Origin of the sequence: Streptococcus mitis (assembly GCF_001579045.1) — a bacterium.
Classification (GTDB): Bacteria; Bacillota; Bacilli; order Lactobacillales; family Streptococcaceae; genus Streptococcus; species Streptococcus mitis_D.
This window is the reverse complement of sequence record NZ_KQ970264.1, coordinates 111316-135971: the sequence shown is the minus strand read 5'-3', so window position 1 is coordinate 135971 and position 24656 is coordinate 111316. Positions and strand designations below refer to the sequence as shown.

Annotated in this window: 31 protein-coding genes; 18 read left to right on the top strand and 13 right to left on the bottom strand. The window is 40.7% G+C overall.

Translation table 11 applies throughout. From position 1 onward, the window contains the following. From SMIDD28_RS09090 to SMIDD28_RS09065, 6 genes are all read left to right on the top strand, one after another. A complete protein-coding gene (locus SMIDD28_RS09090; protein WP_061425686.1) occupies positions 1-429 on the top strand; it encodes an NUDIX hydrolase in 429 nt (142 codons plus the stop codon). Beyond that, positions 426-899 (top strand): GNAT family N-acetyltransferase, encoded by a 474-nt coding sequence (locus SMIDD28_RS09085; RefSeq protein WP_061425685.1) that lies wholly within the window; start codon positions 426-428, stop codon positions 897-899. The genes SMIDD28_RS09090 and SMIDD28_RS09085 overlap by 4 nt, the downstream gene beginning before the upstream one ends. Positions 900-1036: 137 nt before the next feature. After that, positions 1037-1987 carry a 50S ribosomal protein L11 methyltransferase gene (gene prmA / locus SMIDD28_RS09080; RefSeq protein ID WP_061425684.1) on the top strand — a complete coding sequence of 317 codons (951 nt, stop codon included), beginning with the start codon at positions 1037-1039 and terminating at the stop codon, positions 1985-1987. A 1-nt stretch (position 1988) separates the two neighbouring features. After that, a complete protein-coding gene (locus SMIDD28_RS09075) occupies positions 1989-2732 on the top strand; it encodes a 16S rRNA (uracil(1498)-N(3))-methyltransferase (RefSeq protein WP_061425683.1) in 744 nt (247 codons plus the stop codon). A 10-nt stretch (positions 2733-2742) separates the two neighbouring features. Then, positions 2743-4539: an oligoendopeptidase F gene (pepF, locus tag SMIDD28_RS09070; RefSeq protein WP_061425682.1), complete on the top strand. Its 1797-nt coding sequence runs from the start codon at positions 2743-2745 to the stop codon at positions 4537-4539. Between the two features lie 246 nt (positions 4540-4785). Further along, complete coding sequence (locus tag SMIDD28_RS09065; RefSeq protein ID WP_061425681.1) at positions 4786-5577, top strand: DUF2785 domain-containing protein; 792 nt, start codon at positions 4786-4788, stop codon at positions 5575-5577. Positions 5578-5679: 102 nt separating this feature from the next. Here the strand turns inward: SMIDD28_RS09065 and SMIDD28_RS09060 are convergent, their stop codons facing one another. Then, the gene (locus SMIDD28_RS09060) at positions 5680-6444 is read right to left on the bottom strand and encodes a (S)-acetoin forming diacetyl reductase (RefSeq protein WP_000048147.1); all 765 of its coding nucleotides are present in this window, start codon (positions 6442-6444) and stop codon (positions 5680-5682) included. Positions 6445-6698: 254 nt separating this feature from the next. On the opposite strand from SMIDD28_RS09060, the gene SMIDD28_RS09055 reads away from it, so the two are divergent. Then, entirely contained in the window at positions 6699-7367 is a 669-nt protein-coding gene (locus SMIDD28_RS09055; RefSeq protein ID WP_061425680.1) for an MIP/aquaporin family protein, read from the top strand. A 66-nt stretch (positions 7368-7433) separates the two neighbouring features. Further along, on the top strand, positions 7434-7694 hold the full coding sequence (locus SMIDD28_RS12325; protein ID WP_081103278.1) for a hypothetical protein: 261 nt from the start codon (positions 7434-7436) through the stop codon (positions 7692-7694). Here the strand turns inward: SMIDD28_RS12325 and queF are convergent. The 7 genes from queF to SMIDD28_RS09020 all read right to left on the bottom strand — a co-directional run bounded on the left by queF (position 7621) and on the right by SMIDD28_RS09020 (position 11169). Continuing rightward, complete coding sequence (gene queF, locus SMIDD28_RS09050; RefSeq protein ID WP_061425679.1) at positions 7621-8112, bottom strand: preQ(1) synthase; 492 nt, start codon at positions 8110-8112, stop codon at positions 7621-7623. The genes SMIDD28_RS12325 and queF overlap by 74 nt on opposite strands. A gap of 18 nt (positions 8113-8130) precedes the next feature. After that, positions 8131-8847 carry a 7-carboxy-7-deazaguanine synthase QueE gene (gene queE, locus SMIDD28_RS09045; protein ID WP_061425678.1) on the bottom strand — a complete coding sequence of 239 codons (717 nt, stop codon included), beginning with the start codon at positions 8845-8847 and terminating at the stop codon, positions 8131-8133. Next, positions 8840-9283 (bottom strand): 6-carboxytetrahydropterin synthase QueD, encoded by a 444-nt coding sequence (gene queD, locus SMIDD28_RS09040; RefSeq protein ID WP_061425677.1) that lies wholly within the window; start codon positions 9281-9283, stop codon positions 8840-8842. Before queD ends, queE begins: the two co-directional genes overlap by 8 nt. Next, on the bottom strand, positions 9283-9936 hold the full coding sequence (gene queC, locus SMIDD28_RS09035; protein WP_061425676.1) for a 7-cyano-7-deazaguanine synthase QueC: 654 nt from the start codon (positions 9934-9936) through the stop codon (positions 9283-9285). Before queC ends, queD begins: the two co-directional genes overlap by 1 nt. Before the next feature lie 201 nt (positions 9937-10137). Next, a complete protein-coding gene (gene trxA / locus SMIDD28_RS09030) occupies positions 10138-10452 on the bottom strand; it encodes a thioredoxin (RefSeq protein WP_001029581.1) in 315 nt (104 codons plus the stop codon). Between the two features lie 15 nt (positions 10453-10467). Beyond that, complete coding sequence (locus tag SMIDD28_RS09025) at positions 10468-10689, bottom strand: DUF4649 family protein (protein ID WP_061425675.1); 222 nt, start codon at positions 10687-10689, stop codon at positions 10468-10470. Positions 10690-10788: 99 nt separating this feature from the next. After that, on the bottom strand, positions 10789-11169 hold the full coding sequence (locus tag SMIDD28_RS09020) for a MarR family winged helix-turn-helix transcriptional regulator (protein WP_061425674.1): 381 nt from the start codon (positions 11167-11169) through the stop codon (positions 10789-10791). 281 nt (positions 11170-11450) lie between these two features. Between SMIDD28_RS09020 and SMIDD28_RS09015 the strand changes: the two genes are divergently transcribed. The 4 genes from SMIDD28_RS09015 (at position 11451) to SMIDD28_RS09000 (ending at position 15751) form a co-directional block, all read left to right on the top strand. Continuing rightward, positions 11451-11825: a CidA/LrgA family protein gene (locus tag SMIDD28_RS09015; RefSeq protein ID WP_000781325.1), complete on the top strand. Its 375-nt coding sequence runs from the start codon at positions 11451-11453 to the stop codon at positions 11823-11825. Further along, a complete protein-coding gene (locus SMIDD28_RS09010; RefSeq protein ID WP_061425673.1) occupies positions 11822-12517 on the top strand; it encodes an LrgB family protein in 696 nt (231 codons plus the stop codon). The genes SMIDD28_RS09015 and SMIDD28_RS09010 overlap by 4 nt, the downstream gene beginning before the upstream one ends. 628 nt (positions 12518-13145) lie before the next feature. Then, positions 13146-14294, top strand: coding sequence for a radical SAM/SPASM domain-containing protein (locus tag SMIDD28_RS09005; RefSeq protein WP_231075180.1), 1149 nt, complete (start codon positions 13146-13148; stop codon positions 14292-14294). Beyond that, a complete protein-coding gene (locus SMIDD28_RS09000; protein WP_061425672.1) occupies positions 14291-15751 on the top strand; it encodes an ABC transporter ATP-binding protein in 1461 nt (486 codons plus the stop codon). The genes SMIDD28_RS09005 and SMIDD28_RS09000 overlap by 4 nt, the downstream gene beginning before the upstream one ends. 54 nt (positions 15752-15805) lie before the next feature. On the opposite strand, the gene SMIDD28_RS12450 is transcribed toward SMIDD28_RS09000, so the two are convergent. The 5 genes from SMIDD28_RS12450 to SMIDD28_RS08980 all read right to left on the bottom strand — a co-directional run bounded on the left by SMIDD28_RS12450 (position 15806) and on the right by SMIDD28_RS08980 (position 19523). Then, positions 15806-15928, bottom strand: coding sequence for a hypothetical protein (locus tag SMIDD28_RS12450; protein WP_269139760.1), 123 nt, complete (start codon positions 15926-15928; stop codon positions 15806-15808). Positions 15929-15988: 60 nt separating this feature from the next. Then, positions 15989-17536 carry a streptosactin export ABC transporter GggC gene (locus SMIDD28_RS08995; RefSeq protein ID WP_061425671.1) on the bottom strand — a complete coding sequence of 516 codons (1548 nt, stop codon included), beginning with the start codon at positions 17534-17536 and terminating at the stop codon, positions 15989-15991. A 137-nt stretch (positions 17537-17673) separates the two neighbouring features. After that, the gene (locus SMIDD28_RS08990) at positions 17674-18441 is read right to left on the bottom strand and encodes a hypothetical protein (protein WP_061425670.1); all 768 of its coding nucleotides are present in this window, start codon (positions 18439-18441) and stop codon (positions 17674-17676) included. A gap of 16 nt (positions 18442-18457) precedes the next feature. Then, positions 18458-19153, bottom strand: coding sequence for an ABC transporter ATP-binding protein (locus SMIDD28_RS08985; protein ID WP_061425669.1), 696 nt, complete (start codon positions 19151-19153; stop codon positions 18458-18460). A 4-nt stretch (positions 19154-19157) separates the two neighbouring features. Beyond that, positions 19158-19523, bottom strand: coding sequence for a GntR family transcriptional regulator (locus tag SMIDD28_RS08980; RefSeq protein WP_061425668.1), 366 nt, complete (start codon positions 19521-19523; stop codon positions 19158-19160). Between the two features lie 139 nt (positions 19524-19662). Here SMIDD28_RS08980 and nrdR point away from each other — a divergent pair, with 139 nt between their 5' ends. From nrdR to SMIDD28_RS08950, 6 genes are all read left to right on the top strand, one after another. Continuing rightward, entirely contained in the window at positions 19663-20136 is a 474-nt protein-coding gene (nrdR, locus tag SMIDD28_RS08975) for a transcriptional regulator NrdR (protein WP_001203672.1), read from the top strand. Continuing rightward, positions 20137-21306: a DnaD domain protein gene (locus SMIDD28_RS08970; RefSeq protein WP_061425667.1), complete on the top strand. Its 1170-nt coding sequence runs from the start codon at positions 20137-20139 to the stop codon at positions 21304-21306. Next, complete coding sequence (gene dnaI, locus SMIDD28_RS08965) at positions 21307-22203, top strand: primosomal protein DnaI (protein WP_061425666.1); 897 nt, start codon at positions 21307-21309, stop codon at positions 22201-22203. Next, positions 22200-22913, top strand: coding sequence for an NADPH-dependent oxidoreductase (locus SMIDD28_RS08960; RefSeq protein WP_061425665.1), 714 nt, complete (start codon positions 22200-22202; stop codon positions 22911-22913). Before dnaI ends, SMIDD28_RS08960 begins: the two co-directional genes overlap by 4 nt. 13 nt (positions 22914-22926) lie before the next feature. Further along, complete coding sequence (gene der / locus SMIDD28_RS08955) at positions 22927-24237, top strand: ribosome biogenesis GTPase Der (protein WP_001207696.1); 1311 nt, start codon at positions 22927-22929, stop codon at positions 24235-24237. Between the two features lie 83 nt (positions 24238-24320). Beyond that, positions 24321-24656, top strand: a complete 336-nt coding sequence (locus SMIDD28_RS08950) for a hypothetical protein (RefSeq protein WP_061425664.1) — start codon at positions 24321-24323, stop codon at positions 24654-24656.

Below are 24656 nucleotides of genomic sequence, written 5' to 3'. Positions count from 1 at the left end.
ATGGAAATAGAGATTTCTGATTTCACAGGCTGTAAGATTGCTTTGTTTTGTGGGGATAAGCTCTTGACTATCTTACGCGATGATAAGGCAAGTATTCCCTGGTCCAATATGTGGGAACTACCAGGTGGTGGACGAGAGGGTGATGAAACTCCTTTCAAGTGCGTGGCGCGTGAAGTTTATGAAGAACTGGGCATTCATCTGACTGAGGATTGCCTGCTCTGGAGCAAGGTTTATCCAAGTATGCTTTTTGCGGGGAAGGAATCCGTCTTTCTAGTTGGCAAGTTAAGGCCGGAACAGTTTGATAGTATCGTCTTTGGCGATGAAGGACAGGGCTATCAGCTGATGAATGTTGAGGAGTTTTTGACATCCAGTCAAGTAGTTCCGCAGTTGCAGGGTAGATTGAGGGATTATTTGGAGGACAGTTTATGATAAGACTTGAACGAGCAGGAACAGAGGGTTTGGAGACCATCATTGCGATTCAAAGAGCTAGCTTTAAGGCTGTCTATGACAAATACCAAGATGAATATGATCCCTATCTGGAGGATCGCGAACGAATCAAGTGGAAACTAGTCGAGCGTCCTAATAGCTATTACTACTTTGTGAAAGAAAACGAAGATAAAATCGGATTTCTTCGAATTCAGACCAATGACGAGTTAACGAAAGCTTGGTTAGGAACGGCAGCGATTTTGCCCCAGTATCAAGGAAAAGGTTATGGCTCTGAGGGATTGCGCTTGCTAGAAGAGGAATTTCCAACCGTTAGACAGTGGAATTTGTGTACGGTATTACAGGATGAAGGTATGGTTGCTTTCTATGAGAAGAACGGCTACCATCAAACTCATATCGAGCCTGAAAAAGAAGGTATGGATATGGTTTACATGAAAAAATTGATTGACAAATAGAAAGGATGGTTCGGTTACATTTCTAAACTGAACCCGCCCTAAACACTGTGCCAAAAAGATAAACTTCTCTTAGACACAAGCGTCTTCAGAGAATTTCCTATTTTGGATTTGTGTTTTACGGGCTTGGTATCTTAAATATGGAAACATGGCAAGAGTTAAAAGTTACAGTTAAGCGTGAGGGAGAGGAGTTGGTTTCCAATCTCTTGATCGAGCTGGGAGCGCAAGGCGTTGCGATTGAAGACAGCATGGACTATGTGGGAAATGTTGACCGCTTCGGTGAGATTTTCCCAGAGGTGGAGCAGCAAGAAGAAATCGTAGTGACCGCCTACTACCCTGAAACGGTGGATGTTGCAGAGGTTGAGGCGGACTTACAGGCTCGCTTAGCAGAATTGACAGATTTTATGGATTTGGGTGAGGTCAAGATGGGGACGACAGCCTTGGCTGAGGAAGACTGGGCGGACAATTGGAAGAAATACTATGAACCAGCTCGCATCACTCATGATTTGACCATCGTGCCGTCTTGGACGGACTATGAGGCGACTGCGGGAGAAAAGATTATCAAGCTGGATCCTGGCATGGCTTTCGGGACAGGGACGCATCCAACAACTAAGATGAGCCTTTTTGCCTTGGAACAGGTTCTTCGTGGTGGCGAGACAGTGCTGGATGTGGGGACTGGTTCAGGAGTCCTTGCTATTGCCAGCTCGCTTCTTGGTGCCAAGGAAATTTTCGCCTATGATCTGGATGATGTAGCAGTTCGTGTCGCTCAGGAAAATATTGAGCTCAATCCTGGCATGGAAAACATCCATGTGGCACCAGGAGATTTGCTCAAGGGTGTTGAGATTGAGGCAGATGTCATCGTGGCTAATATCTTGGCGGATATTCTCATTCATCTAACAGAGGATGCCTATCGCTTGGTCAAGGACGAAGGCTACCTCATCATGAGTGGCATTATCAAGGACAAGTGGGACATGGTGCGCGAGTCAGCTGAGTCAGCTGGATTTTTCCTTGAAACCCACATGATTCAAGGGGAATGGAATGCCTGTGTCTTTAAGAAGACCAAGGATATTTCAGGGGTGATTGGAGGCTAGCATGCAGCAGTATTTTGTAAAAGGCAGTGCTATCTCTCCTGTCACCATTGATGACAAGGAAACCAGCAAGCATATGTTTCAGGTTATGCGCCTGAAAGAAGATGATGAAGTGACCTTGGTCTTTGATGATGGCATAAAACGTTTGGCGCGCGTGCTGGATGTGGAAGCTCGTCAGTTTGAGTTGGTAGAAGAACTAGCTGACAATGTGGAACTACCAGTCCAAGTGACCATCGCATATGGATTTCCCAAGGGGGACAAGCTGGAGTTTATCACTCAAAAAGTAACCGAACTGGGTGCCAGCCAGATTTGGGCCTTTCCTGCCGATTGGTCGGTAGCCAAGTGGGATGGCAAGAAATTGGGTAAAAAGGTTGAAAAACTAGAAAAAATTGCCCTTGGAGCAGCAGAACAAAGCAAGCGTAATGTTGTCCCAAGTATTCAGCTTTTTGAGAAGAAAGCAGACTTTCTAGCCCAACTGGACCAGTTTGACCGCGTCGTAGTGGCTTATGAAGAGTCGGCCAAAGAAGGAGAAAGCGCTGCGCTTTTACAAGCAGTTAGTGGCCTTGAAAAAGGAGCCAAATTGCTCTTTATATTTGGACCAGAAGGTGGCTTGTCACCTGCAGAAATTGAGAGTTTTGAAGCTAAGGGATCAGTCTTAGCAGGACTTGGTCCTCGTATTTTGCGAGCAGAAACAGCACCGCTTTACGCCTTATCAGCCCTTAGTGTTTTATTAGAATTAGAGAAATAAGAGGAAGAAAATGGAACAAAAACACCGTTCAGAATTTCCAGAGAAGGAACTTTGGGATTTAACAGCCCTATACCAAGACCGTGAGGATTTCTTGCGTGCAATCGAGAAAGCTCGCGAAGACATCAACCAATTTAGCCGTGACTACAAGGGCAATCTTCATACTTTTGAGGATTTTGAAAAGGCCTTTGCAGAATTGGAACAAATCTACATTCAGATGAGCCATATTGGAAACTATGGTTTTATGCCTCAGACGACAGATTATAGCAATGACGAATTTGCTAATATCGCCCAAGCTGGGATGGAATTTGAAACAGATGCCAGTGTGGCTCTGACCTTCTTTGACGATGCCTTGGTAGCAGCAGAAGAGGAAGTCTTAGACCGTTTGGGTAAATTGCCACATTTAACAGCTGCCATTCGTCAGGCCAAAATCAAAAAAGCCCACTATCTAGGGGCTGATGTGGAAAAAGCCTTGACCAATCTTGGTGAAGTTTTCTACAGTCCGCAGGATATTTACACTAAGATGCGAGCTGGGGATTTCGAAATGGCTGACTTTGAAGCCCATGGCAAGACCTACAAAAACAGCTTTGTGACTTATGAGAATTTCTACCAAAATCATGAGGATGCTGAGGTTCGTGAGAAATCTTTCCGTTCCTTCTCAGAGGGACTTCGTAAGCACCAAAATACGGCTGCAGCAGCCTATCTAGCTCAGGTTAAGTCGGAGAAACTCTTGGCAGATATGAAGGGCTACGAATCAGTTTTTGATTATCTTCTAGCTGAGCAAGAAGTGGACCGTGCCATGTTTGACCGCCAGATTGACCTCATCATGAAGGATTTTGCGCCAGTTGCTCAGAGATACCTCAAGCATGTTGCCAAGGTCAATGGTCTTGAAAAGATGACCTTTGCAGACTGGAAATTGGACTTGGATAGCGCCCTCAATCCTCAAGTGACTATTGACGATGCCTATGATTTGGTCATGAAGTCGGTAGAACCTTTGGGGCAAGAATATTGTCAGGAAGTTGCTCGCTATCAAGAAGAGCGCTGGGTGGACTTTGCTGCTAACAGTGGCAAGGATTCTGGTGGATATGCGGCGGATCCATATCGCGTGCACCCATATGTCCTCATGAGCTGGACAGGTCGTTTGAGCGATGTCTATACTTTGATTCATGAAATCGGGCATTCTGGTCAATTTATCTTTTCTGACAACCACCAAAGCTACTTTAATGCCCACATGTCGACCTACTATGTCGAAGCACCGTCAACCTTCAATGAATTGCTCCTCAGTGACTACTTAGAGCACCAGTCTGACGACCCACGTCAAAAACGCTTCGCTCTGGCTCACCGCTTGACAGACACCTACTTTCATAACTTTATCACTCACCTTTTGGAAGCAGCCTTCCAGCGCAAGGTGTATACATTGATTGAAGAAGGAGAAACTTTCGGAGCAAGCAAACTCAACAGCATTATGAAGGAAGTTTTGACCGATTTCTGGGGAGATGCCATTGAAATCGATGATGATGCGGCTTTGACTTGGATGCGTCAAGCTCACTATTACATGGGCTTGTATAGTTACACCTACTCAGCTGGACTTGTGATTTCGACTGCTGGTTACCTTCATCTAAAAAATTCAGAAACTGGAGCTGAAGACTGGCTCAAACTTCTCAAATCAGGTGGTAGCAAGACACCACTTGAGTCAGCTATGATTATTGGTGCTGATATTTCAACAGATAAACCACTCCGTGATACAATCCAATTCTTGTCTGACACAGTTGACCAGATTATCGCCTACAGTGCCCAGTTGGGAGAGTAGGGGAATAGAGAGCTTGTTCTAGAATGATGTTTATGAGCTTGTTAAGCGTCATTCTATTTGTTTTAGCTGTAGCTATTTTCAAACACGCCGTTGAAGGTCGTGATGTTAAATTTAAACTTGCTCTAGAGTTGATATTGATAGTTATTTACTTCATTGTATATCAGATTGTGTTTAATTGAGAATTCAATATTAAGTCATTTAAGGCTGGTTTTTTGAACAGCTGCTAGAAATATAGAGGTATTGACCATGTATCAAAAGTTACTTAGAAAAATAGCAGAAGAAAAACCAAGTTATCATGAGGAAGAAATCCAGTGGTTGCTTGATCATTTGGGAGATCCTTCTCCAGGAATTCGCGATGATCTTGTTTTTACAAGCTTTGCTAGAGGGATTCAGGAAGAACTATTTACACAGGAGCAATTTCATTTCATTGCTGAAGGGGTTTCATCTGATGGAGGACTAGATAAAGAAATTGATAAGGTAGGTCTGCCAACCCTTGAACGTTCTTTTAGGGCGCTTATTTATGCAAATCTCTTATCTGCAGATGCCAACCAGCAATCGATTTTTTATCAGGGATTAAAAGCAGAAATTCGTAATGTTCTTTTAAATCAAGGTTTGCACTATCTTTCAAAAGAAAAGGACACGACAGGTTTTTCAAGTCAGTATGGTTGGGTTCATGCTTTTGCACATGGAGCCGATTTACTGACAAAGGTGGTTTGTCATCCAGACTTTCCTAAAAACAGAGTTCATGAAGTATTTGATATACTTGGCCAACTATTTAAAAGAATTTCGATTCGTTTTACAGATGATGAGGATTGGCGTTTAGCCAGAGTACTTTATGAACCGATTTTAAAAGGGAAGTTAGCGCAAGAACAAGTAGCTTCTTGGATAAAAACTGTTGACTTTCCGATAGAAGAAAGGGAAGATTTTTATAAATTTTCCAACTTCAGATCCTGTCTGTTGGAAGTCTATGTCCAACTTGACCAGAGAAATAGTTTACAAGATGACTTGAAAGAATCTATCCAGTCTTTTCAATACTAGGGATAAGCTAATATTACTTATTGAAAGAGTTTCTATTGTATCCTCCTATAATGAAAACTAATAAAAGAGGTTGAATCATTTTCCAACCTCTTTTTGTGTATCTTAATGGAATTGCATACCACCATCAACGATAATGGTTTGTCCTGTAATGTAGTTTGAATCTGGTCCTGCAAGGAAGCTGACGGCTGCAGCCACATCTTCTGGTTCAGATAGACGTTTTAGGGTAATATCTTTTGCAAATGTCTGCATACCCCACTCGTCATCTTTTCCTGCATTTTTACCAACTTCATGAGCGATGTCATACATCATTGGTGTTTTCACAATACCTGGTGCGTAGGCGTTAACAGTGATGCCTGAGTCTGCTAAATCACGTGCTAATGTTTGCGTAATTCCTCGAACAGCAAATTTGGTTCCACCATAAACAGTTAGATTTGGGTTACCGACTACACCAGCTTGAGAGGTTGCGTTGATAATTTTACCTCCGTGGCCAAGTGCTTTAAATTGCGCTTGTGCAGCTTGTGAACCCCAAATGACACCACCAACGTTGATACCGAAAGTGCGTGTAAATTGTTCCTCAGTAATTGTATCAAGAGGAGTAGTTGGAGCAACACCAGCGTTATTTACGACAACATTCAAATCACCAAAATGGTCAACAACTTTTTGAAATGCTTGTGCAACTTCGGCCTGTTTCGAAACATCGGCCACGACAGCGAAGGCATTTTCAGCTGATAATTCGGCAACAGCCTTTTCAGCTGTTTCAGGATTGTAGTCTAAGACTCCTACCTTAAAGCCATCTTGAACCAATCGTTTTGCGATTGCAAAACCGATTCCTTGACCTGCACCTGTGACAATAGCAACTTTAGACATATGATTCCTCCTCGGTATCCACGATACCATTCAAACGTTCATAAAAGAACAGCAAAGTTGTAAAATTAGTTCAAATTAGGGAATGAATAACTAATTAGAACTATATTGACATTATATAACTTTAGAAAAAATGTTTCAAATAAATGCTACCGTTTTTATAGAATTCTATCCTGAAAATTTCCAATCAATTTTCTTGAAACCCTTTCCCTCTTTTGATAGACTAGTATCTAGTTTTTGAAAAAAGGAGAAAGAAAATGAAAAAATTTGTTGCTGAGTTAATCGGTACGTTCATGCTTGTGTTCATCGGAACAGGAGCTGTTGTTTTTGGAAATGGTCTTGAAGGTCTTGGACACCTTGGAATTGCCTTTGCCTTTGGTTTGGCCATCGTGGTTGCAGCTTACTCAATCGGAACTGTTTCAGGTGCTCACTTGAACCCAGCTGTTTCGATCGCTATGTTTGTAAACAAACGTTTGTCATCTTCAGAGCTTGTAAACTATATCCTTGGACAAGTAGTTGGAGCTTTCTTAGCATCTGCTTCTGTCTTCTTCCTCTTGGCTAACTCAGGTATGTTAACTGCTAGTCTTGGTGAAAATGCCTTGGCAAACGGTGTCACTGTCTTTGGTGGTTTCTTGTTTGAAGTCATCGCAACTTTCTTGTTTGTCTTGGTTATCATGACCGTGACTTCAGAAAGCAAGGGAAATGGCGCGATTGCTGGTTTGGTAATTGGTTTGTCCTTGATGGCGATGATTCTTGTGGGGTTGAACATTACTGGACTTTCAGTAAACCCAGCTCGTAGCTTGGCACCAGCTGTCTTGGTAGGTGGCGCAGCCCTTCAACAAGTTTGGATTTTCATCCTTGCCCCAATCGTTGGTGGAGTTCTTGCAGCCCTTGTTGCGAAAAACTTCCTTGGGACAGAAGAATAATTGAAACTCAAAAAGCCTTGCTCCTCATTTTGAGGAACAGGGCTTTTTCGTATCTGTTTATACTCAATGAAAATCAAAGAGCAAACTAAGAAACTAACCGCAGGTTGCTTAAAGCACTGTTTTGAAGCTGTAGATGAAACTGACGAAGTCAGCTCAAAACATGGTTTTGAGGTTGTAGATGAAACTGACGAAGTCAGTAACTATACATACGGCAAGGCGACGTTGACGCGGTTTGAAGAGATTTTCGAAGAGTTTAACGATTGTCAATTTTCTCTGGATAGAGGTCGTGTTGAAAGAGGCGTTGTTCTGCCAATCCTTCATACTTAGTTCCTGGCTTACCGTAGTTGTAGTAGGGGTCGATTGAGATGCCGCCGCGTGGAGTGAATTTTCCCCAAACCTCTAAATAGCGAGGGTCTAGCAAGTTGACCAAGTCTTTCCCGATAGTGTTGATACAGTTTTCGTGAAAATCCCCATGATTTCGGTAACTAAAGAGGTAGAGTTTGAGGGATTTTGACTCAACACAGAGCTTGTCAGGGATGTAGGAAATATAGATAGTTGCAAAGTCTGGCTGAGCAGTGATTGGGCAAAGTGAGGTAAATTCAGGACAGTTAAATTTGATAAAATAGTCATTTTCTACATGACGATTATCAAAGGATTCGAGGGCTTCTGGTTGATATTCGAAAATGTAGTTGGTTTCTTTGTTGCCTAGTAGGCTTAGGTTTTTCATTTCTTCTTGTTTTGACATGATTTTTTCTTTCTAATCTTAAACCCCACGTTGGTTGTCGTAGAGGAGGGTATGGAGTTGAGGAAGGACGCGGACATTGCCCCAGCTATCGTCAGTAGCGACGCGTTCCCAGAGTTCTTTGAGGCGGTCCAGTTGGTCTTGGACAATATTGCCTCTAGCCTTGGGCTCAGGATTTCCAGCCGATAAGAAAAGGACATCTGGTTGGTAGCGTTCTTGTATTCCTTTAGCAAAGGCCAAATCTGCATCGTCAAAGACAGGGATTTTAAAGGTGACCTTGTCTGGATCAAGTTGGGAGACGATAAAGTCCAAGGTCTCAAAATTGACTTCCATCTTGGATGAAGGCGGTTTGGGACTCAGGGTGACTTGGTCAATATCTTTTAACCAATTTTGCCAGCGAGAACCTTGAGTCTCGACAGCCAGAGTGACACCACGTTCTTTGAGCTTTTTGACGAGTTCAGCCATGTTGGCTGCTAGGATAGCAGGATTTCCCCCAGATAGGGTTACATAGTCGTAGCTCCCCAATTTATCCAAGGCAGCAATGACTTCGTCAGCTGTCATACGAGTTGGTTTTTCAGAACCATCCCAAGTAAAGGCAGAATCGCACCAGTCGCAGTGGTAGTCGCAACCAGCAGTGCGGACAAACATGGTTTTCTGCCCGATTGCACGGCCTTCGCCTTGAAAGGTTGGGCCAAAAATTTCCAAAACTGGTAGTTTAAGGACACGTTCCCTAGTCATCTAACCACTCCCGTCTAAACTCTGCAAAGGCAGTCGGAGTCTCATAGAGGCGAACGTATTCCAAACGGAGACCGCGCTCGTCTGGCAACTCTTGGTTCATGGTTTGGAAAATCCAGTAAACCATATTTTCAGCAGTCGTGTTCATATAGGGAAGAGTTTCGTTTAGATAGCGATGATCCAAGTGGGGCTCTAAGTAGTTCTTGTAGATTGCTTTGATGTCTCCGAAATCGTAGGCCATGCCACGTTCATCTAAAAATCCACTGACAGCAATCTGCAGACGATAGGTGTGGCCATGAAGGGATTTGCATTTTCCCTCATAGTGAAAGAGGTGGTGGGCAGCATCGAAGGTAAACTCTTTTGATACCAAGGTTCTGTGAGGATTGTAGACAAGAGACTCCCCAGTTTCCTGTTTGATTTCTTTGGGTGCAAAAAACATTAGTCCTCTCCTTTCTGTGAGAGATAAACATCTAGACCATGTTGACGTAGGTGGCAGGCTGGGCAATCTCCACAGCCACTTCCGATAATCCCGTTGTAGCAGGTTAAGGTCTTTTCACGAACATAGTCAAAGGCACCGAGTTGGTCGGCTAATTCCCAAGTTTCAGCCTTGTCTAGCCACATGAGAGGTGTTTGGATAACAAAGTCGTAATCCATGGCCAGGTTGAGGGTAACATTAAGGGATTTGACAAAGACATCTCGACAATCGGGGTAGCCTGAGAAGTCTGTCTCGCAGACACCTGTCACGATATCTTTCATGCCTCGTTGCTTAGCAAGGACTGCCGCAAAGGACAGAAAGAGGTGGTTGCGACCATCAACGAAGGTATTGGGAACCTCTCCCTCTTTTTGCTCAATCTCCAGATCAGAAGTCAAGGCATTTTCAGTGATTTGCCCCAGCAGAGACATATCTAGGATATGATGACGAATCCCCTGTTCCTTGGCGATTTCTCTAGCAACTTGAATTTCGAGATGATGGCGTTGGCCGTAGGCAAAGGTAATGGCTTCGACCGTTTCATAGTGTTCTTTAGCCCAAAAGAGGCAGGTTGTAGAATCTTGACCGCCACTAAAGACGACCAAGGCTGATTGACGTTTCATAGTACTCCTTCCAAAATGGGAAATGTTCAGAGCACGCAAAAAGCTCCCATGAGGGAGCTAAAAAATACCAAGTCAAGGTTTTTTTTAGCGATGGCGTGTCCCAAACATCGTAATATTCTACTTACAGTCTAGCATATTTTTTGAAAAATGGCAAAGGACAAGAAAAAAGAGACCAAAGAAAGTACTTGGTCTCTCGTTTGATTAGCTCAATTCAGCAACAATGGCCTTGATTTGTTCTGCTGTGTGAACACCAGCAACTTGTTTTACTACTTGGCCGTCTTTTTTGAAGAGAAGGGTTGGGATAGACATGATTCCAAAAGCACGAGCTGTGTTTGGATTTTCATCAACGTCCATTTTAACAATTTTCAAAACATCTTCTGAAAGTTCTTCAGACAATTTATCCAAGATTGGACCTTGCATACGACATGGACCACACCAAGTTGCCCAGAAGTCTACTAAGACCAAACCGTCTTTTGTTTCTTGTTCGAATGTTGCATCTGTAATTGCTTTTGCCATTGTATTTCTCCTTTTTTAGTTATATTGGCTTAAATCTTGTTTCTTGAGATAGAAGAAGATATCTCCATAAGTCCCATGGTAGTCCAAATCATGACCGTTGTAGGTTAATTTTTGGACAGGGTAGTAGTCTGCGATGCCGATAAGGCAAGCTTGTTGTGAACGATCAAAATCTTCATAAGACTCGAAAGTCACAGTTCTTTCATTCTTGCTGGCATCTAGATAGGTAATTTCAATCATGTTTCAAACTCCTTTATTTAATGATGACTTTATTTTACTCCTTGTAAAAGAGAATGTCAAGAAAAATGATTGCGCACGCAACTTTTTTCTAAAATCATCTTAAATCAAGAAATCCAAACCAGTTTCCAGGCTCTCTTCAACAGCCTTTTGTAGAGTGGCCAGTGTCTTTTGCCCATCACTCGTCAGGCAGATAAAGCTAGAGCGTCGATCTTGATGGCAACACCTGCGACTAAGCAGACCGCAATTTTTAGCTTCCAAGCGAGCCACCATCCGAGAAACAGCGCTCGGGCTCAGATGAAGCTTATCTGGCAGGTCAATCTGGCGTAGAGATTTTTCTTGAGCCAAGTCCAGATAGTAGAGCAGGTAGAATTCTTTCAAGGTCAGACTTTGCTCGCTCTGCTGAGCAATTATCTCTTCCAAGAGACTTTCAATTTCTTTCTGACGACGATTGAAGTCAAACCATTTTTCCAAATAGGTCATAGTATCTCCTTTCTTCTTAGAGTTATACATAGAAGAATGTCCATTCACGGACAGTCTCTGCATCACAAGATGATTGCGCATGCAATAATTATACTACTTTTCAAGAATGCTGGCAAGAAAGACGCTGGCATCTCTTATCCTAAATTACACTGTTTTCACAAGTCAAGAATTGTTTGTATCCCCTTTCCTCTCTAATTTTTAATGACTCTTGTGCATTTCCTTGAAATTTTCTGAAAAAAGAGTAAACTGGTATGCAAGAAGTCTATTTCGTGGAGTTTAGAATGAAATTATATGTTCAATTAATGATTCTCTTTGTGATTTCTCTAATCGGAGAGGGGATTTCCAGTTTCTTTCATTTGCCCATTCCAGGCAGTATTATCGGTTTGATTATTCTCTTTCTAGCCCTACAATTCAAGTGGCTGAGAACTAGGCATGTCAACATGGTGGGGAATTTCTTGCTGGCCAATATGACCATTCTCTTTTTGCCGCCAGCAGTGGGAATCATGGAGAAGTTTGATGTGATTGCTCCCTATCTTTTGCCCATTGTTTTGATTGTCTTTTTTGCAGCAGTCATCAATATTATCCTCATAGCCTTGGTAGTTCAGTTTATCAAGAGACGATTTGAGGGAGATTATGAGAAAGGAGATGCCAAATGAGTGAATTTGTTTCCAATCCCCTGTTTGGGCTGGCCCTGTCTATCCTAGCTTATTTAGTAGGAATGCTGATTTATAGACGTTTTCCCCATCCTTTGACAACGCCCTTGCTTTTGTCAGCTGTTTTCATTATCATCTTTCTAAAGGTAACAGGTATTTCTTACCAAGATTACTACCAAGGTGGAGTTTATCTGAACAACTTGATTGTCCCGTCAACAGTGGCTTTGGGGATTCCGCTTTACAAGAGTTTTCATTTGATGAAGCACCATGCTCGGAGTATTCTCTTAGGTAGTCTGTTAGCAGTAGTTGTCAACACCTCTTTCACCGCCCTTGTAGCCAAAATCTTTGGAATGGACTTTTTCCTAGCCATTTCTCTCTTTCCTAAGTCAGTAACAACCGCCATGGCAGTAGGAATTACAGAAAAATTGCAAGGTCTGACGACCGTGACCTTGGTCGTTGTAGTCGCAACTGGGATTTTAACCAGTGTGATTGGCCCAACACTTTTGAAGTGGTTGAAAATAGATGATCCAGTAGCTATTGGTCTTTCCCTTGGAGGAACAGGCCACGCAGTTGGAACAGGAACAGCCTTCCGATACGGCTCTGTAGCAGGAGCCATGGGTGGCTTGGCTATCGGTGTTACTGGTATTCTCTATGTCTTTGTCAGCCCTATCGTAGCCAGTTTGATATTGAGTTAAAAAATTAACGGCAAAATTTCGAAATTTCGAAATTTTAAAAATTTTTCAAAAAAATACTTGACAATCTACATGAGAAGATATACAATGAAATCAGAGAAAACGGATACAAAATAATTTTTACTTAACAGTATATGAGATTTTTCTTTTCTATAGAGACTGGGCAAAAAGTCTTTTAAATTAGAGAATGCATAGTATCAGGTGTTAAAAATCCTTGATATTATGTGTTTTATTGTTAGAAAATTTGCTTTATTTTCTCCTCAAATTGAGTTTTTGCCCAGTCTCTTTTAAAAAGGAGGGAAAGCGATGCTTAATTTGACTGATGTTATCAAAGTTGTTAAAAAAGGTCACCTAGCCTCAGTACAGCAGCATCCAGATAAATGCCCAGGGCGTTATCGTTAGATTGCCTTGAGTTGCTTATGTAAAAGCGATAATTTATCACTTTACTATTATAATGATGAGGCTGAGGGGGATTCCCTCAGCCTTTTTAGAGTGGGAGATAAGTTATGGAAACAATTTATTCTTTTTCTACAGATGATGTAGTCTATTTAAAAAATTTATAGACAGGATCTATTTGTGAGATTGATGAGGAACTATTCAAGAAAAGTTATCTTTAAAAGAATTTCCTTACTTGATAAGTGAGATTGATAAACAAGTGCCCTTTATTCACTCTAAACGAATAGTAGAGGGAGATGAATTATCACTATATATAGTTACAACTATGTCGTGTAACTTGACTTGCTCTTATTGTTTTGAGAATGATAAGGATAGGAAACCGTTCTTAAGTAGTGAATATGACGGTAAAAAGATTGTGAATTTTATATTAGATGAACTCAATTTTAAGAAGTATAAATCTCTGGATATCTGTTTTACTGGTGGTGAACCATTATATAACTTTCAGTTTATACGAAATTTATGTGAAACTTTAGATGAGAAACTAGCTATTCCTATTTCGTATACTTTGATTACAAATGGAATGATATTCACAAATAAAATAATGTCTTTTCTTGACTGTCATAATTTCGCTATTCAAGTTTCTTTTGATGGTGATGAGCACTATCATAACCTAGAAAGATGCAATCGATTAGGGAAAGGAACTTATCATAGAATCATAAATAACTTGTCAGTTATGTTGGAAAAGTATAAAAATTTATCCATTCAGGCTAGAGTTAACATATTTAAAAGAAATTATATATCTATCCAGAAATTATTTTTAGATTTAAAAAAGTATACAGAATTTGAAAATTTTAATCTTTATTTTGATTTTGTAGCTGTACCTAACGATTCAATTCTATATATTGATAGTGAAACTAAAAAGAAGATTTGTCTAGATTTATTGCTGCTTTTATCAAAGGAAAATATACCGTATTATCATGATTTAAAAATAGGAGGGTACTGTATGTTCAAAAATCAAGATTCTCTTACAATTCATGCCAACGGTAACTTATATAAATGTTATTCATTAGTAGGGAATGAAAACTATCAGTTGGGAAGTATTGGTCAAGTTACTAATGAATTAACAGGTCTGGGAAGCATGTGCCCTTATAAAGATTGTGCTTATTATGAATTTTGTTATGGAGGTTGCCCATTTAATACATTTGTAAATAATGGGAAGATGGAACGCGATTGTCAGTTTGACTATTTAGAGTGGTTTCACAAGATTGTATTTTTAGATGAATTAGGATTATTGACAAAGGAGGATGTTGAAGGGACTATCCAACATATATCTGTTCATAAAATATATGTTGATAAAAATTTAACTATGGAGGCATGCAGATGAAAAGATTGTTATCCTATAACAATAAAGTGCTATTTCTAAAAAGCTTTATTTTGAATACCCTTGTTACTATACTAACTGTAGCTATTCCTTATATTAGTAAGTTATTTATTGACCATATTCTATCTCAGAAAGTTCATGCTATGATTGTTTACGGGGTGCTTTATGTAGGAATTTCTCTGTTTATTCAAGTTTTATATTATTTTTGTGATGTGCTTCAAGGAGAATCAGAATCGCATGTTTGGCAGAATATTTGCCAAAAAACTGCTGAAAATATCCAGCTCTATGATATGGTAGAGACAGAATTGTCTGAAGCTACCATTACACAAGAATTAGGGCAGACCTATGAGCTGTTAAAACGATTTTTTAACGAATATCCTGTTGCTCTTCTCCTGTACTTGATACGAGCACTTGTGATTATAGGGATTTTATGGAGTATTTCTCCTACTATTGCTGTGATGATAGGTATTTTGATACCTGTATTTATCTTTATTTCGCGGAAATATAGTGGACGACTATCTAAGCTTGGTTCCGATACAGTGAATTGTATGAAGGATATACGCGATTATCTAGTGGATAGCTATAAACTCATGCCTAGTATGCGATTTTCAGCTCATTCTAGCTTGATTGATTTCTCTCCCTTGGTGAAAAAATATATTTCATGTAAAAATAAGGAAGTGAGAATGACTTCTTTATTTGAAAATTTTCTTTCCTATGCATTTTTGAATTTTATGATTATGATGACGACGATTATATCAGGTTATCAGACTTATAAAGGTTGGATTACGATTGGTGACCTAATGGCTATCCAACTATATATTTCACAATTTTGGACGCCTATTGAATACTTCCTTGATGTTTATAAGGAGTACTCGGGAAGTAAGAAAATTATCGAAAATTTTATCAATTTTTTGGAACCTGTTCAGATTTCGTATGAGTCTATTCCAATTTTAGAGATAGTATTAGAAAAGTATGTTAGCTTGGGGAGAGATGGTGAAGAACTGCATGAGCCACTAACAACTCGTTTAGAAAAAGGCCATATTTATCGTATTGTTGGAGAAAATGGTGTTGGTAAGACGCGACTGATTTTAGCGATAGTAGGTTACAGCATGAATTATCATGGTGAGATTTACTTACCTAATTATAGAAAGAATTCGAATTTTTCATACTGCCCTGCAGAACCTATTGCGAGTCGATTTTATAAAAATGAATTGAGTCAAGGTGCATCCATGGGACAACTAAAATTGTTGCAGTTGCAAGAAGCAGTAGCGGTGGAGAAAGATGTTTATATTTTTGATGAGCCAAGTAATTTTTTAGATTCACAAAACAAGAAAAAAGTCGTGCAAATCCTGTCAGACTTATTAGCAAAAGAAAAGTTAGTGATTTTGATTAGTCATGATGATGATTTAGTCGATTTTCCAACAGAAGTTATCACTCTTCAATCATGTGACAGTGAGTAAGGGAAAGTATAACTTTATTGAGTTAATACTCTTCGAAAATCTCTTCAAACCGCGTCAACTTCCATCTGCAACCTCAAAACAGTATTTTGAGCTGACTTCGTCAGTCTTATCCACAACCTCAAAACAGTGTTTTGAGCAGCCTGCGGCTAGTTTTCTAGTTTGCTCTTTGGTTTTCATTGAGTATAAAAAGCAAGGAATTTGAGTTCCTTGCTTTTTAAAATCGTATGTTATAGACTATTACTTTCCTTTTCGTAGGTGAATGACTTGATCGTAGTGGTTTAAGTCTTCTTCTGTGTAGTGGTGAATGACTTCAATAACCGTTTGAGGTAGGGAGAAGAGCAAGTCGCTAATTTTTCTGCTATTTTCCGAGTCAAGATTGGCCTTAATCTCATCTGCTAAGATGAGTTGGCTATCATGGTAGAGGGCGCGAGCGATTTCTAAGCGTTGTTTCTCGCCACCAGACAGACTATCATTGCTGAGCGTTCGATTTTTCAAATGTTCTAATCCTGTTTTTTTGAGGATATGATTTAAAGTCTCTGGATTTTTATCCAGTCCTAGAAGGATATTGTCTTCCAGAGAGAGCGTGTCAAAGTAATGGCTATCTTGGAGGATATAGGAACTAAAGCTTGTGATTTCTTGACGTGACAGGTTCTGGCCAGCAAAGCTAATCTGTCCACTTGTTGGTGTCTCTTCTCCATGAATGATATTGAGCAGGGTTGTTTTACCAGAGCCACTTTCCCCGATAATGGCGATTTTTTCTCCTTGCTTGATGTGTATGGAAATCGGAGATAAGAGGCTATTTCCATCTTTTTCAAGGGAGATGGTGTCAAGTTGGATAGGGAAAATATTTCCTATGCTTCTAGGCGAGATGGAGTCAGACTGGTCCAAAAGTTTTTGGTATTTGTTGAGAAGAGTTCGAGTTGCTTTTCGGGTATTGGTAAAATAAGCCAACTCTTGGAATTGATAGCCAATATTATGGGAAACTAGATAGATGGCCACAAAACTCGCCGCATCTAAATAATTATAGTAGGTCATAAAGCCACCGATGACGATTGGTGTGACAGAACAAAAGGCATCGATGCTATTGATCAAGAGACTGTTTAAAGTGCGTTGTTTTTCATAGTTAATTTCGGTATCTAGACTGGTTTGTAATTGCTTTTGATAGCGAGCAAAAAAGTAGTCTTGCCCCTGATAATGGCGAATTTGTTGGCTACCACCAATAAAATTTGTCAAGCTTGCTAAGTAGCTCTGGTTAACAGTGGACCGCTTTTCAGAAAGTGAATCCAAACGCTTTGATCCGATAGCACTGCAGAGGACAGGAAAGGAGTAGAAGAGGATGAAAATCAAGCCCAAGTAAAAATTGGTCCATAGGGCATAGAGAATGGACACAGTTGTGAAGCCAAGAGAAGAAATGATGATGACCGTTGGCTCAATATAGTTTTCTTCTAGTTGCTTGACGTCGTTTTCTAGGTCAGACAAAATATCCTTTTCATCAATCTCATAACTGTTTAAAAATCGCTTGAAAATAGCACTCTTGATTCCATATTTGAAGTCAGTAATCAAACGAGCGTAGTAATAGCGTTTTCCAGCTAAGCCTAGTAAGAGGATGAGGTTTCCAAGGATTCCCAAAATCAAAACTTTCCAAAGAAGGCCTAGTTCTTGATTGGTAAAACTAGCAACAATATTCTGAACAAGGGCTGGCGTGATAATCGCTTCCAGCCAAGTAATGGCAATAGAAAAGAAGTAAAGTACGAGGTGCTTCTTAGTAACAAATCTTCTCAGCATAAAGAGTTGACCTCCCTATCGATATACATGTAATTAGTTTTAAAGTCATTATACTCCTTTTTATTAAATACTTCATATAAAAATGTAAGTCCTGAGAACGAAAAAGTCTAGCGAGTTATTGTCGCTAGACTTTAAAACTATTGCAAATTAACCTTGTTTCTCAAAATATAGTAGGTTCCGAGGTAAAAGATAGCTATGAATATGAGTTCTTCAACAATACTTATACTTGCTCCCATATAGAAATGGTCATTAAGTCCTACAAGTGAATTGACATAGAAGTTAGCACTGGTATTGAAGAAAAGTTCAATAAATCCAATGACGATTTTGATACCAATGTAGGCTACAACAGCAAGTGCAGTACAGTATTCGTTGAAAAGTTGTCCAATGGAAATGGCTAAGTAGATGCAGAGGATTTCTGAAATGGTATTTAGTAGGAAGGATACCCCCATAAGAGAGAGTTGAGGAAGGTATGTTCCTGCAAGTGGAATCAAGTCAGAAGTTGCAAACCAATTTGGAGCTGTTAAGGTCAAAATAACAAAAGCACTTAGAGCCAGTATAGCCGAACTAAGTATAGACCAGATGAAGGCTCCGACTAATTTGGCTGTGATGATATAGTGCTCAGAAACTGGCAAGGTCAAAGTCAGATAGCCTTGTCGGTCATAGACACTACCTTTAAAGCGTTTAATGATTAAGAAAAGAGTTGAAATCCCAAGTGTAATCATTAAGCCACCAAAGACGAGGGCTAGAAAAAGTAGCATAGTAGGTTGACTTTCTTTGACAGGTAGATTGTTATAGGTCTGTGCTTGTATCCCGATAAGGGTAGAAAGGACTAGCACGGCAGCGTAGAGGGCTAAATACCACTTGTTAACATTTTTAAATTCATAGCGAACTAAATTCCAAAACATAAATAATCTCCTTTGTTTAGGCCTTAAATTCCTGACGGAAGAGTTGGTCAATGGATTCACCTGACTCATAGCGAATATCATCTACATTTCCTTGACGAACGACTTTTCCATCCTTAAGGAAGACAATTTCATCCAAGATTGGCTCGATATCAGAAATCAAGTGGGTAGAAATCAAAACGGTAGAAGTTGGTGAGTAGTTATTGATAATGGTATTGAGGATATAATCACGAGCTGCTGGGTCCACCCCACCAATGGGTTCATCCAAAACGTAGAGGCGAGCATCACGGCTCATAACCAAAATCAGTTGGACTTTTTCTTTGTTTCCTTTTGATAGTTTCTTGAGACGACTATTTTCATCAATTCCTAGGTCTGTAAGTAGATGATGGGCGCGTTCCAGATTGAAATCTTTATAGAAGGTCTTGAAGTAGGTTAGGGCTTCTTTGACCTTCATTTGTTCATTGAGATAGGTCGTATCCGGCAAATAAGCTACGATAGCCTTGGTTGCTGGGCTTGGGTCCATGTCGTTGATAAGGACGCGTCCTTGATCTGGTTGTAAGAGGCCATTGATTAGTTTAATCAGGGTTGTTTTTCCTGAACCATTTGGGCCGAGGAGACCAACAATTTTTCCAGCTGGGATGTCAAGGGAAACATTTTCGAGGGCTGGTGTTGCTCCATAAGATTTGGATACATTTTCAAATGCTAGTAATGACATAGGCTTAAACTCCTTTAATATAATCGCCGACTACGCCTGGTAGTTCTTCTTTTTCATAGCCAAAATGGGTCATGGAGGAAACAAAGTGTTCCAATTCTTCTTCTGATAATTGTTTGCGCGATTGGGCGATTAGCTCCTTATCCTCAGTCACAAATCGTCCAGTTGTGCGCTTACTGTAGACAAATCCTTCTCGTTCGAGGTCTGACAAGGCTCTTTGGATGGTGTTGGGATTGACACCGGCCTCGCTAGCTAACTCTCGCACGGTTGGAAGTTGTTGATTGGGTTCCAGTGTATGGGAAACAATCTGAAGCTTGATTTTCTCCATAATCTGTAAATAGATGGTTTTTTTGTTGTCAAATGTCCAGGACATCTTGGTCTCCTTTCTTTTATCTATTTGTCTTAATTAAATAATACAACAAAACAAAAAACTTGTCAAGCAAAAAGAAGAATTGTTTTGGGAATCGTTTAAAAAATGGTATAATGAAAAGAAAACGATAAGGAGGGAAAGGATGCGTTGTCCAAAATGTGGGGCTACCAAGTCAAGTGTTATTGATAGTCGCCAAGCAGAAGAAGGGAACACTATTCGTAGAAGACGTGAGTGCGATGAATGCCAACACCGTTTTACAACCTACGAACGAGTAGAAGAAAGAACCTTAGTGGTTGTTAAAAAAGATGGCACACGGGAACAATTCTCCAGAGATAAAATCTTTAATGGGATTATCCGCTCAGCCCAGAAACGTCCTGTGTCAAGTGATGAAATCAACATGGTAGTCAATCGTATCGAACAGAAACTCCGTGGTCGAAATGAAAATGAAATTCAAAGTGAGGATATTGGTTCACTCGTCATGGAGGAGTTGGCTGAGTTAGATGAGATTACCTATGTACGTTTTGCCAGTGTCTATCGTAGTTTTAAGGATGTGAGTGAGTTAGAGAGCTTGCTCCAACAAATCACCCAGTCCTCTAAAAAGAAAAAGGAAAGATAAATGAAGCCAATTGACCGTTTTTCTTATCTAAAGAATAATCGGGTGTCGCAAGATACCTCATCTCTGGTACAGTGCTACCTCCCGATTATCGGTCAGGAGGCACTGAGCCTTTATCTTTATACAATCAGTTTTTGGGATAATGGCAAAAAGGAATACCTCTTTTCAAGTATTCTCAACCATCTCAACTTTGGGATGGATAGACTTTTAAAATCTTTGAAAATCCTATCTGCTTTTAATCTCTTGACCCTCTATCAAAATGGGGAGGTTTATCAGCTAGCCCTCCATGCTCCTCTTTCAAGTCAGGATTTCTTGGAACATCCTGTTTATCGTAGACTCTTGGAGAAAAAAATTGGCGATGCCGCTGTGGAGGATTTGAGAGTTGAGAGTGCTGAAGGAGAAGAAATACCTGTCTCACTCAATCAAGTCTTTCCAGACTTGGCAGAACTGGGAAGTCAAGAAGACCTTGGTCTCAAGAAGAAAGTGGCCAACGATTTTGACTTGGACCATTTTCGTCAGCTGATGGCTCGAGATGGGCTTCGCTTTGCGGATGAGCAGTCCGATGTCTTAAACCTCTTTGCCATCGCCGAGGAGAAGAAATGGACTTGGTTTGAAACTTATCAATTGGCCAAGTCAACATCTGTTTCCCAGGTTATTTCAACCAAACGCATGCGGGAAAAAATTGCTCAAAAACCTGTTTCCTCTGATTTTAGTCCTAAGGAAGCAACCATTATCAAGGAAGCCAAAAGTAAAACGGCCTTGCAGTTCTTGGCAGAAATCAAGCAAACACGCAAGGGGACCATTACCCAAACAGAAAGAGAACTCTTGCAACAGATGGCTGGCTTGGGCTTGCTGGACGAAGTCATCAATATTATTCTCTTATTGACTTTTAATAAGGTGGATTCGGCAAATATCAATGAGAAATATGCCATGAAGGTAGCCAATGATTACGCCTATCAAAAGATTCATTCGGCAGAAGAGGCAGTCTTGCGCATCCGTGAGAGAGGACAGAAGAGTCAGGCTCAAAAAAGCAGTAACTCTAGTCCTACCAAGTCCAATGTACCCAAGTGGAGCAATCCAGATTATAAGAATGAAACCAGCGAGGAAACTCGTCTGGAACTAGAACGTAAGAAACAAGAACTATTAGCTCGATTAGAAAAAGGAGGAGATTAGATGGAAAGTGTCGGAGACGTACTCAAACGTCAACCTAGCCGTTTTCATTATCAAGATTTGGTTCAGAAAATCATGAAGGACCCTGATGTTGCGGCCTTTATCCAGCAAGAATCCCTCAGCCCAGAGGAATTGAATCGCAGTATCTCCAAGTTTAATCAGTACATTACCGAGCGTGACAAATTTCTCCGTGGTGATACGGATTATATTGCCAAAGGCTACAAGCCGATTTTGGTTATGAATCATGGCTATGCGGATGTTTCTTACGAAGAAACTCCTGAACTAATCGCGGCGGAAAAAGAAGCGGCTATTAAGAATCGTCTCAAGTTAATCAATCTGCCAGCCAGTCTCAAGAAAGCGAGTTTGGCTCAAGTAGACTTGGATGATTTGGGGCGCTTACCAGTTTTTGAAACGCTATTAGCCTTCGTGGAACAATATCCAGCTATTCGAAAAGGTCTTTACTTGTATGGAGACTTTGGTGTGGGCAAAAGTTTCATGGTGGCTGCCTTGGCTCATGATTTATCAGAAAAACGTGGTGTTTCATCCACTCTCCTCCACTATCCTAGCTTTGTCATTGATGTCAAAAATGCTATCGGTGATGGTAATGTCAAGACCTTGGTAGATGAGATTAAATTGTCTGAAGTCCTGATTTTAGATGATATTGGTGCTGAGCAATCAACAGCTTGGGTGCGTGATGAAATCCTGCAGGTCATTCTCCAATATCGGATGCAGGAAAATTTACCGACCTTTTTCACATCCAACTTCAACTTTGAAGATTTGGAGCTGCATTTCGCTAAAGGAAAGCATGGAAATGACGAAATCTGGGAAGCCAGACGCGTCATGGAACGCATCCGTTATTTGGCTGAGGAGACTCGTTTAGAAGGAGTGAACCGTCGATGACAGAAACGATTAAACTGATGAAAGCTCATAAGTCTGTTCGAAGATTTAAGGAGCAAGCCCTTCCTCAGGAAGACTTGACTGAAATCCTGACTGCAGCCCAGATGGCCTCGTCTTGGAAGAATTTTCAATCCTACTCTGTTGTTGTGGTACGAAGTCAAGAGAAGAAAGATGCCTTGTATGAATTGGTGCCTCAAGAAGCCATTCGCCAGTCAGCTGTTTTCCTTCTCTTTGTCGGAGATTTGAACCGAGCAGAAAAGGGAGCCCAGCTTCATACTGACTCATTACTACCACAAGGTGTAGAAAGTCTCTTGATTAGTTCGGTCGATGCGGCTCTTGCTGGTCAAAATGCCCTGCTGGCAGCTGAAAGTTTGGGCTATGGTGGTGTCATTATTGGCTTGGTTCGATACAAGTCAGAAGAAGTGGCAGAGCTCTTTAACCTGCCTGACTACACCTATCCTGTCTTTGGGATGGCACTGGGGCTTCCAAATGAAGAACATGAAGTCAAACCTCGCTTGCCATTGAATCAAGTGGTGTTTGAGGAAGAATACCGAGAACAGTCAACTGATGCAATCCAAGCCTATGACCGTGTACAGGCGGACTATGCTGGGGCGCGTGCGACTACAAGCTGGAGTCAGCGTCTAGCAGAACAGTTTGGTCAAGCAGAACCAAGCTCAACTAGAAAAAATCTTGAACAGAAGAAGTTATTGTAGAAAGTGAGAAATTATGGCCCTACCAACTATTGCCATTGTAGGACGTCCCAATGTTGGGAAATCAACCCTATTTAATCGGATCGCTGGTGAGCGAATCTCCATTGTAGAAGATGTCGAAGGAGTGACACGTGACCGTATCTATGCAACGGGTGAGTGGCTCAATCGTTCGTTTAGCATGATTGATACAGGAGGAATCGACGACGTCGATGCTCCTTTCATGGAACAAATCAAGCATCAGGCAGAAATTGCCATGGAAGAAGCAGATGTTATCGTCTTTGTCGTGTCTGGTAAGGAAGGAATTACCGATGCAGACGAATACGTAGCCCGTAAGCTTTATAAGACCCATAAACCAGTTATTCTCGCAGTTAACAAGGTGGACAATCCTGAGATGCGAAATGATATCTATGATTTCTATGCTCTTGGTTTGGGTGAACCATTGCCTATCTCATCTGTCCATGGTATCGGTACAGGAGATGTGCTAGATGCTATCGTAGAAAATCTTCCAAATGAATATGAAGAAGAAAACCCAGATGTGATTAAGTTTAGCCTGATTGGTCGTCCTAACGTCGGAAAATCAAGCTTGATCAATGCTATCTTGGGAGAAGACCGTGTCATTGCTAGTCCTGTTGCTGGAACAACTCGTGACGCCATTGATACCCACTTTACAGATACAGATGGCCAAGAGTTTACCATGATTGATACGGCTGGTATGCGTAAGTCTGGTAAGGTTTATGAAAATACCGAGAAATACTCTGTCATGCGTGCCATGCGTGCTATTGACCGCTCAGATGTGGTCTTGATGGTTATCAATGCGGAAGAAGGAATCCGTGAATACGACAAGCGTATTGCAGGATTTGCCCATGAAGCTGGTAAAGGGATGATTATCGTGGTCAACAAGTGGGATACACTTGAAAAAGATAACCACACTATGAAAAACTGGGAAGAAGATATCCGTGAGCAGTTCCAATACCTGCCTTACGCACCGATTATCTTTGTATCAGCTTTGACCAAGCAACGTCTCCACAAACTCCCTGAGATGATCAAACAAATCAGCGAAAGTCAAAACACACGTATTCCATCAGCTGTCTTGAACGATGTGATTATGGATGCTATTGCCATCAACCCAACACCAACAGACAAAGGGAAACGTCTAAAGATTTTCTATGCGACCCAAGTGGCAACCAAACCACCAACCTTTGTCATCTTTGTCAATGAAGAAGAACTTATGCACTTTTCTTACCTGCGTTTCTTGGAAAATCAAATCCGCAAGGCCTTTGTCTTTGAAGGAACACCAATCCATCTCATCGCAAGAAAACGTAAATAAAAAAGTAGAATCTGGAATGACATTTCCAGATTTTTTTGATAGAATGAAGTTAAAGAAAACGTTATCAAAAAGAGGTGTCGCTGATGGAACATTTGTTTAAATTCTTATTTTTAGCACCGTACTTTTATTTTGATAACTGGATTGAAAAGGCCAACAGAAATAGTAAATTTTTCCCAATTTTTTACTATTTTTACTGGATTTACATCCCCCTCTATGCTCTTTTTAGCCTTGCTTGGACAGTTATTTCAGTTCTGTTTTTCAATATCGTCTTGAGAAATGTGACAGATATCAAGTTATGGGGCATTTGGTTTCTTTTTATTCTGCTAGCTATTTGTCTGAATAGGTTAACTTATTTCTGTTTCAAAAAAATGCTTCGCTTGAGACGAGAACTAGGGAAGTCTAAAGGCGGAAGGCATTGA

Coding starts and splice junctions, on each gene's coding strand:
- SMIDD28_RS09075 (WP_061425683.1), top strand. CDS start 1,989: ATGCAGCAGTATTTTGTAAAAGGCAGTGCTATCTCTCCTGTCACCATT.
- SMIDD28_RS09020 (WP_061425674.1), bottom strand. CDS start 11,169: ATGACCTATTTGGAAAAATGGTTTGACTTCAATCGTCGTCAGAAAGAA.
- SMIDD28_RS12325 (WP_081103278.1), top strand. CDS start 7,434: ATGAAAATCAAAGAGCAAACTAAGAAACTAACCGCAGGTTGCTTAAAG.
- SMIDD28_RS08995 (WP_061425671.1), bottom strand. CDS start 17,536: ATGCTGAGAAGATTTGTTACTAAGAAGCACCTCGTACTTTACTTCTTT.
- dnaI (WP_061425666.1), top strand. CDS start 21,307: ATGGAAAGTGTCGGAGACGTACTCAAACGTCAACCTAGCCGTTTTCAT.
- queF (WP_061425679.1), bottom strand. CDS start 8,112: ATGTCAAAACAAGAAGAAATGAAAAACCTAAGCCTACTAGGCAACAAA.
- SMIDD28_RS09025 (WP_061425675.1), bottom strand. CDS start 10,689: ATGATTGAAATTACCTATCTAGATGCCAGCAAGAATGAAAGAACTGTG.
- queD (WP_061425677.1), bottom strand. CDS start 9,283: ATGTTTTTTGCACCCAAAGAAATCAAACAGGAAACTGGGGAGTCTCTT.
- pepF (WP_061425682.1), top strand. CDS start 2,743: ATGGAACAAAAACACCGTTCAGAATTTCCAGAGAAGGAACTTTGGGAT.
- SMIDD28_RS09015 (WP_000781325.1), top strand. CDS start 11,451: ATGAAATTATATGTTCAATTAATGATTCTCTTTGTGATTTCTCTAATC.
- SMIDD28_RS08970 (WP_061425667.1), top strand. CDS start 20,137: ATGAAGCCAATTGACCGTTTTTCTTATCTAAAGAATAATCGGGTGTCG.
- nrdR (WP_001203672.1), top strand. CDS start 19,663: ATGCGTTGTCCAAAATGTGGGGCTACCAAGTCAAGTGTTATTGATAGT.
- SMIDD28_RS08950 (WP_061425664.1), top strand. CDS start 24,321: ATGGAACATTTGTTTAAATTCTTATTTTTAGCACCGTACTTTTATTTT.
- SMIDD28_RS08990 (WP_061425670.1), bottom strand. CDS start 18,441: ATGTTTTGGAATTTAGTTCGCTATGAATTTAAAAATGTTAACAAGTGG.
- queE (WP_061425678.1), bottom strand. CDS start 8,847: ATGACTAGGGAACGTGTCCTTAAACTACCAGTTTTGGAAATTTTTGGC.
- queC (WP_061425676.1), bottom strand. CDS start 9,936: ATGAAACGTCAATCAGCCTTGGTCGTCTTTAGTGGCGGTCAAGATTCT.
- SMIDD28_RS09085 (WP_061425685.1), top strand. CDS start 426: ATGATAAGACTTGAACGAGCAGGAACAGAGGGTTTGGAGACCATCATT.
- trxA (WP_001029581.1), bottom strand. CDS start 10,452: ATGGCAAAAGCAATTACAGATGCAACATTCGAACAAGAAACAAAAGAC.
- der (WP_001207696.1), top strand. CDS start 22,927: ATGGCCCTACCAACTATTGCCATTGTAGGACGTCCCAATGTTGGGAAA.
- SMIDD28_RS12450 (WP_269139760.1), bottom strand. CDS start 15,928: ATGAAAACCAAAGAGCAAACTAGAAAACTAGCCGCAGGCTGCTCAAAA.
- SMIDD28_RS08960 (WP_061425665.1), top strand. CDS start 22,200: ATGACAGAAACGATTAAACTGATGAAAGCTCATAAGTCTGTTCGAAGA.
- SMIDD28_RS08980 (WP_061425668.1), bottom strand. CDS start 19,523: ATGTCCTGGACATTTGACAACAAAAAAACCATCTATTTACAGATTATG.
- SMIDD28_RS09010 (WP_061425673.1), top strand. CDS start 11,822: ATGAGTGAATTTGTTTCCAATCCCCTGTTTGGGCTGGCCCTGTCTATC.
- SMIDD28_RS09065 (WP_061425681.1), top strand. CDS start 4,786: ATGTATCAAAAGTTACTTAGAAAAATAGCAGAAGAAAAACCAAGTTAT.
- SMIDD28_RS09090 (WP_061425686.1), top strand. CDS start 1: ATGGAAATAGAGATTTCTGATTTCACAGGCTGTAAGATTGCTTTGTTT.
- SMIDD28_RS09060 (WP_000048147.1), bottom strand. CDS start 6,444: ATGTCTAAAGTTGCTATTGTCACAGGTGCAGGTCAAGGAATCGGTTTT.
- SMIDD28_RS09055 (WP_061425680.1), top strand. CDS start 6,699: ATGAAAAAATTTGTTGCTGAGTTAATCGGTACGTTCATGCTTGTGTTC.
- SMIDD28_RS09000 (WP_061425672.1), top strand. CDS start 14,291: ATGAAAAGATTGTTATCCTATAACAATAAAGTGCTATTTCTAAAAAGC.
- prmA (WP_061425684.1), top strand. CDS start 1,037: ATGGAAACATGGCAAGAGTTAAAAGTTACAGTTAAGCGTGAGGGAGAG.
- SMIDD28_RS08985 (WP_061425669.1), bottom strand. CDS start 19,153: ATGTCATTACTAGCATTTGAAAATGTATCCAAATCTTATGGAGCAACA.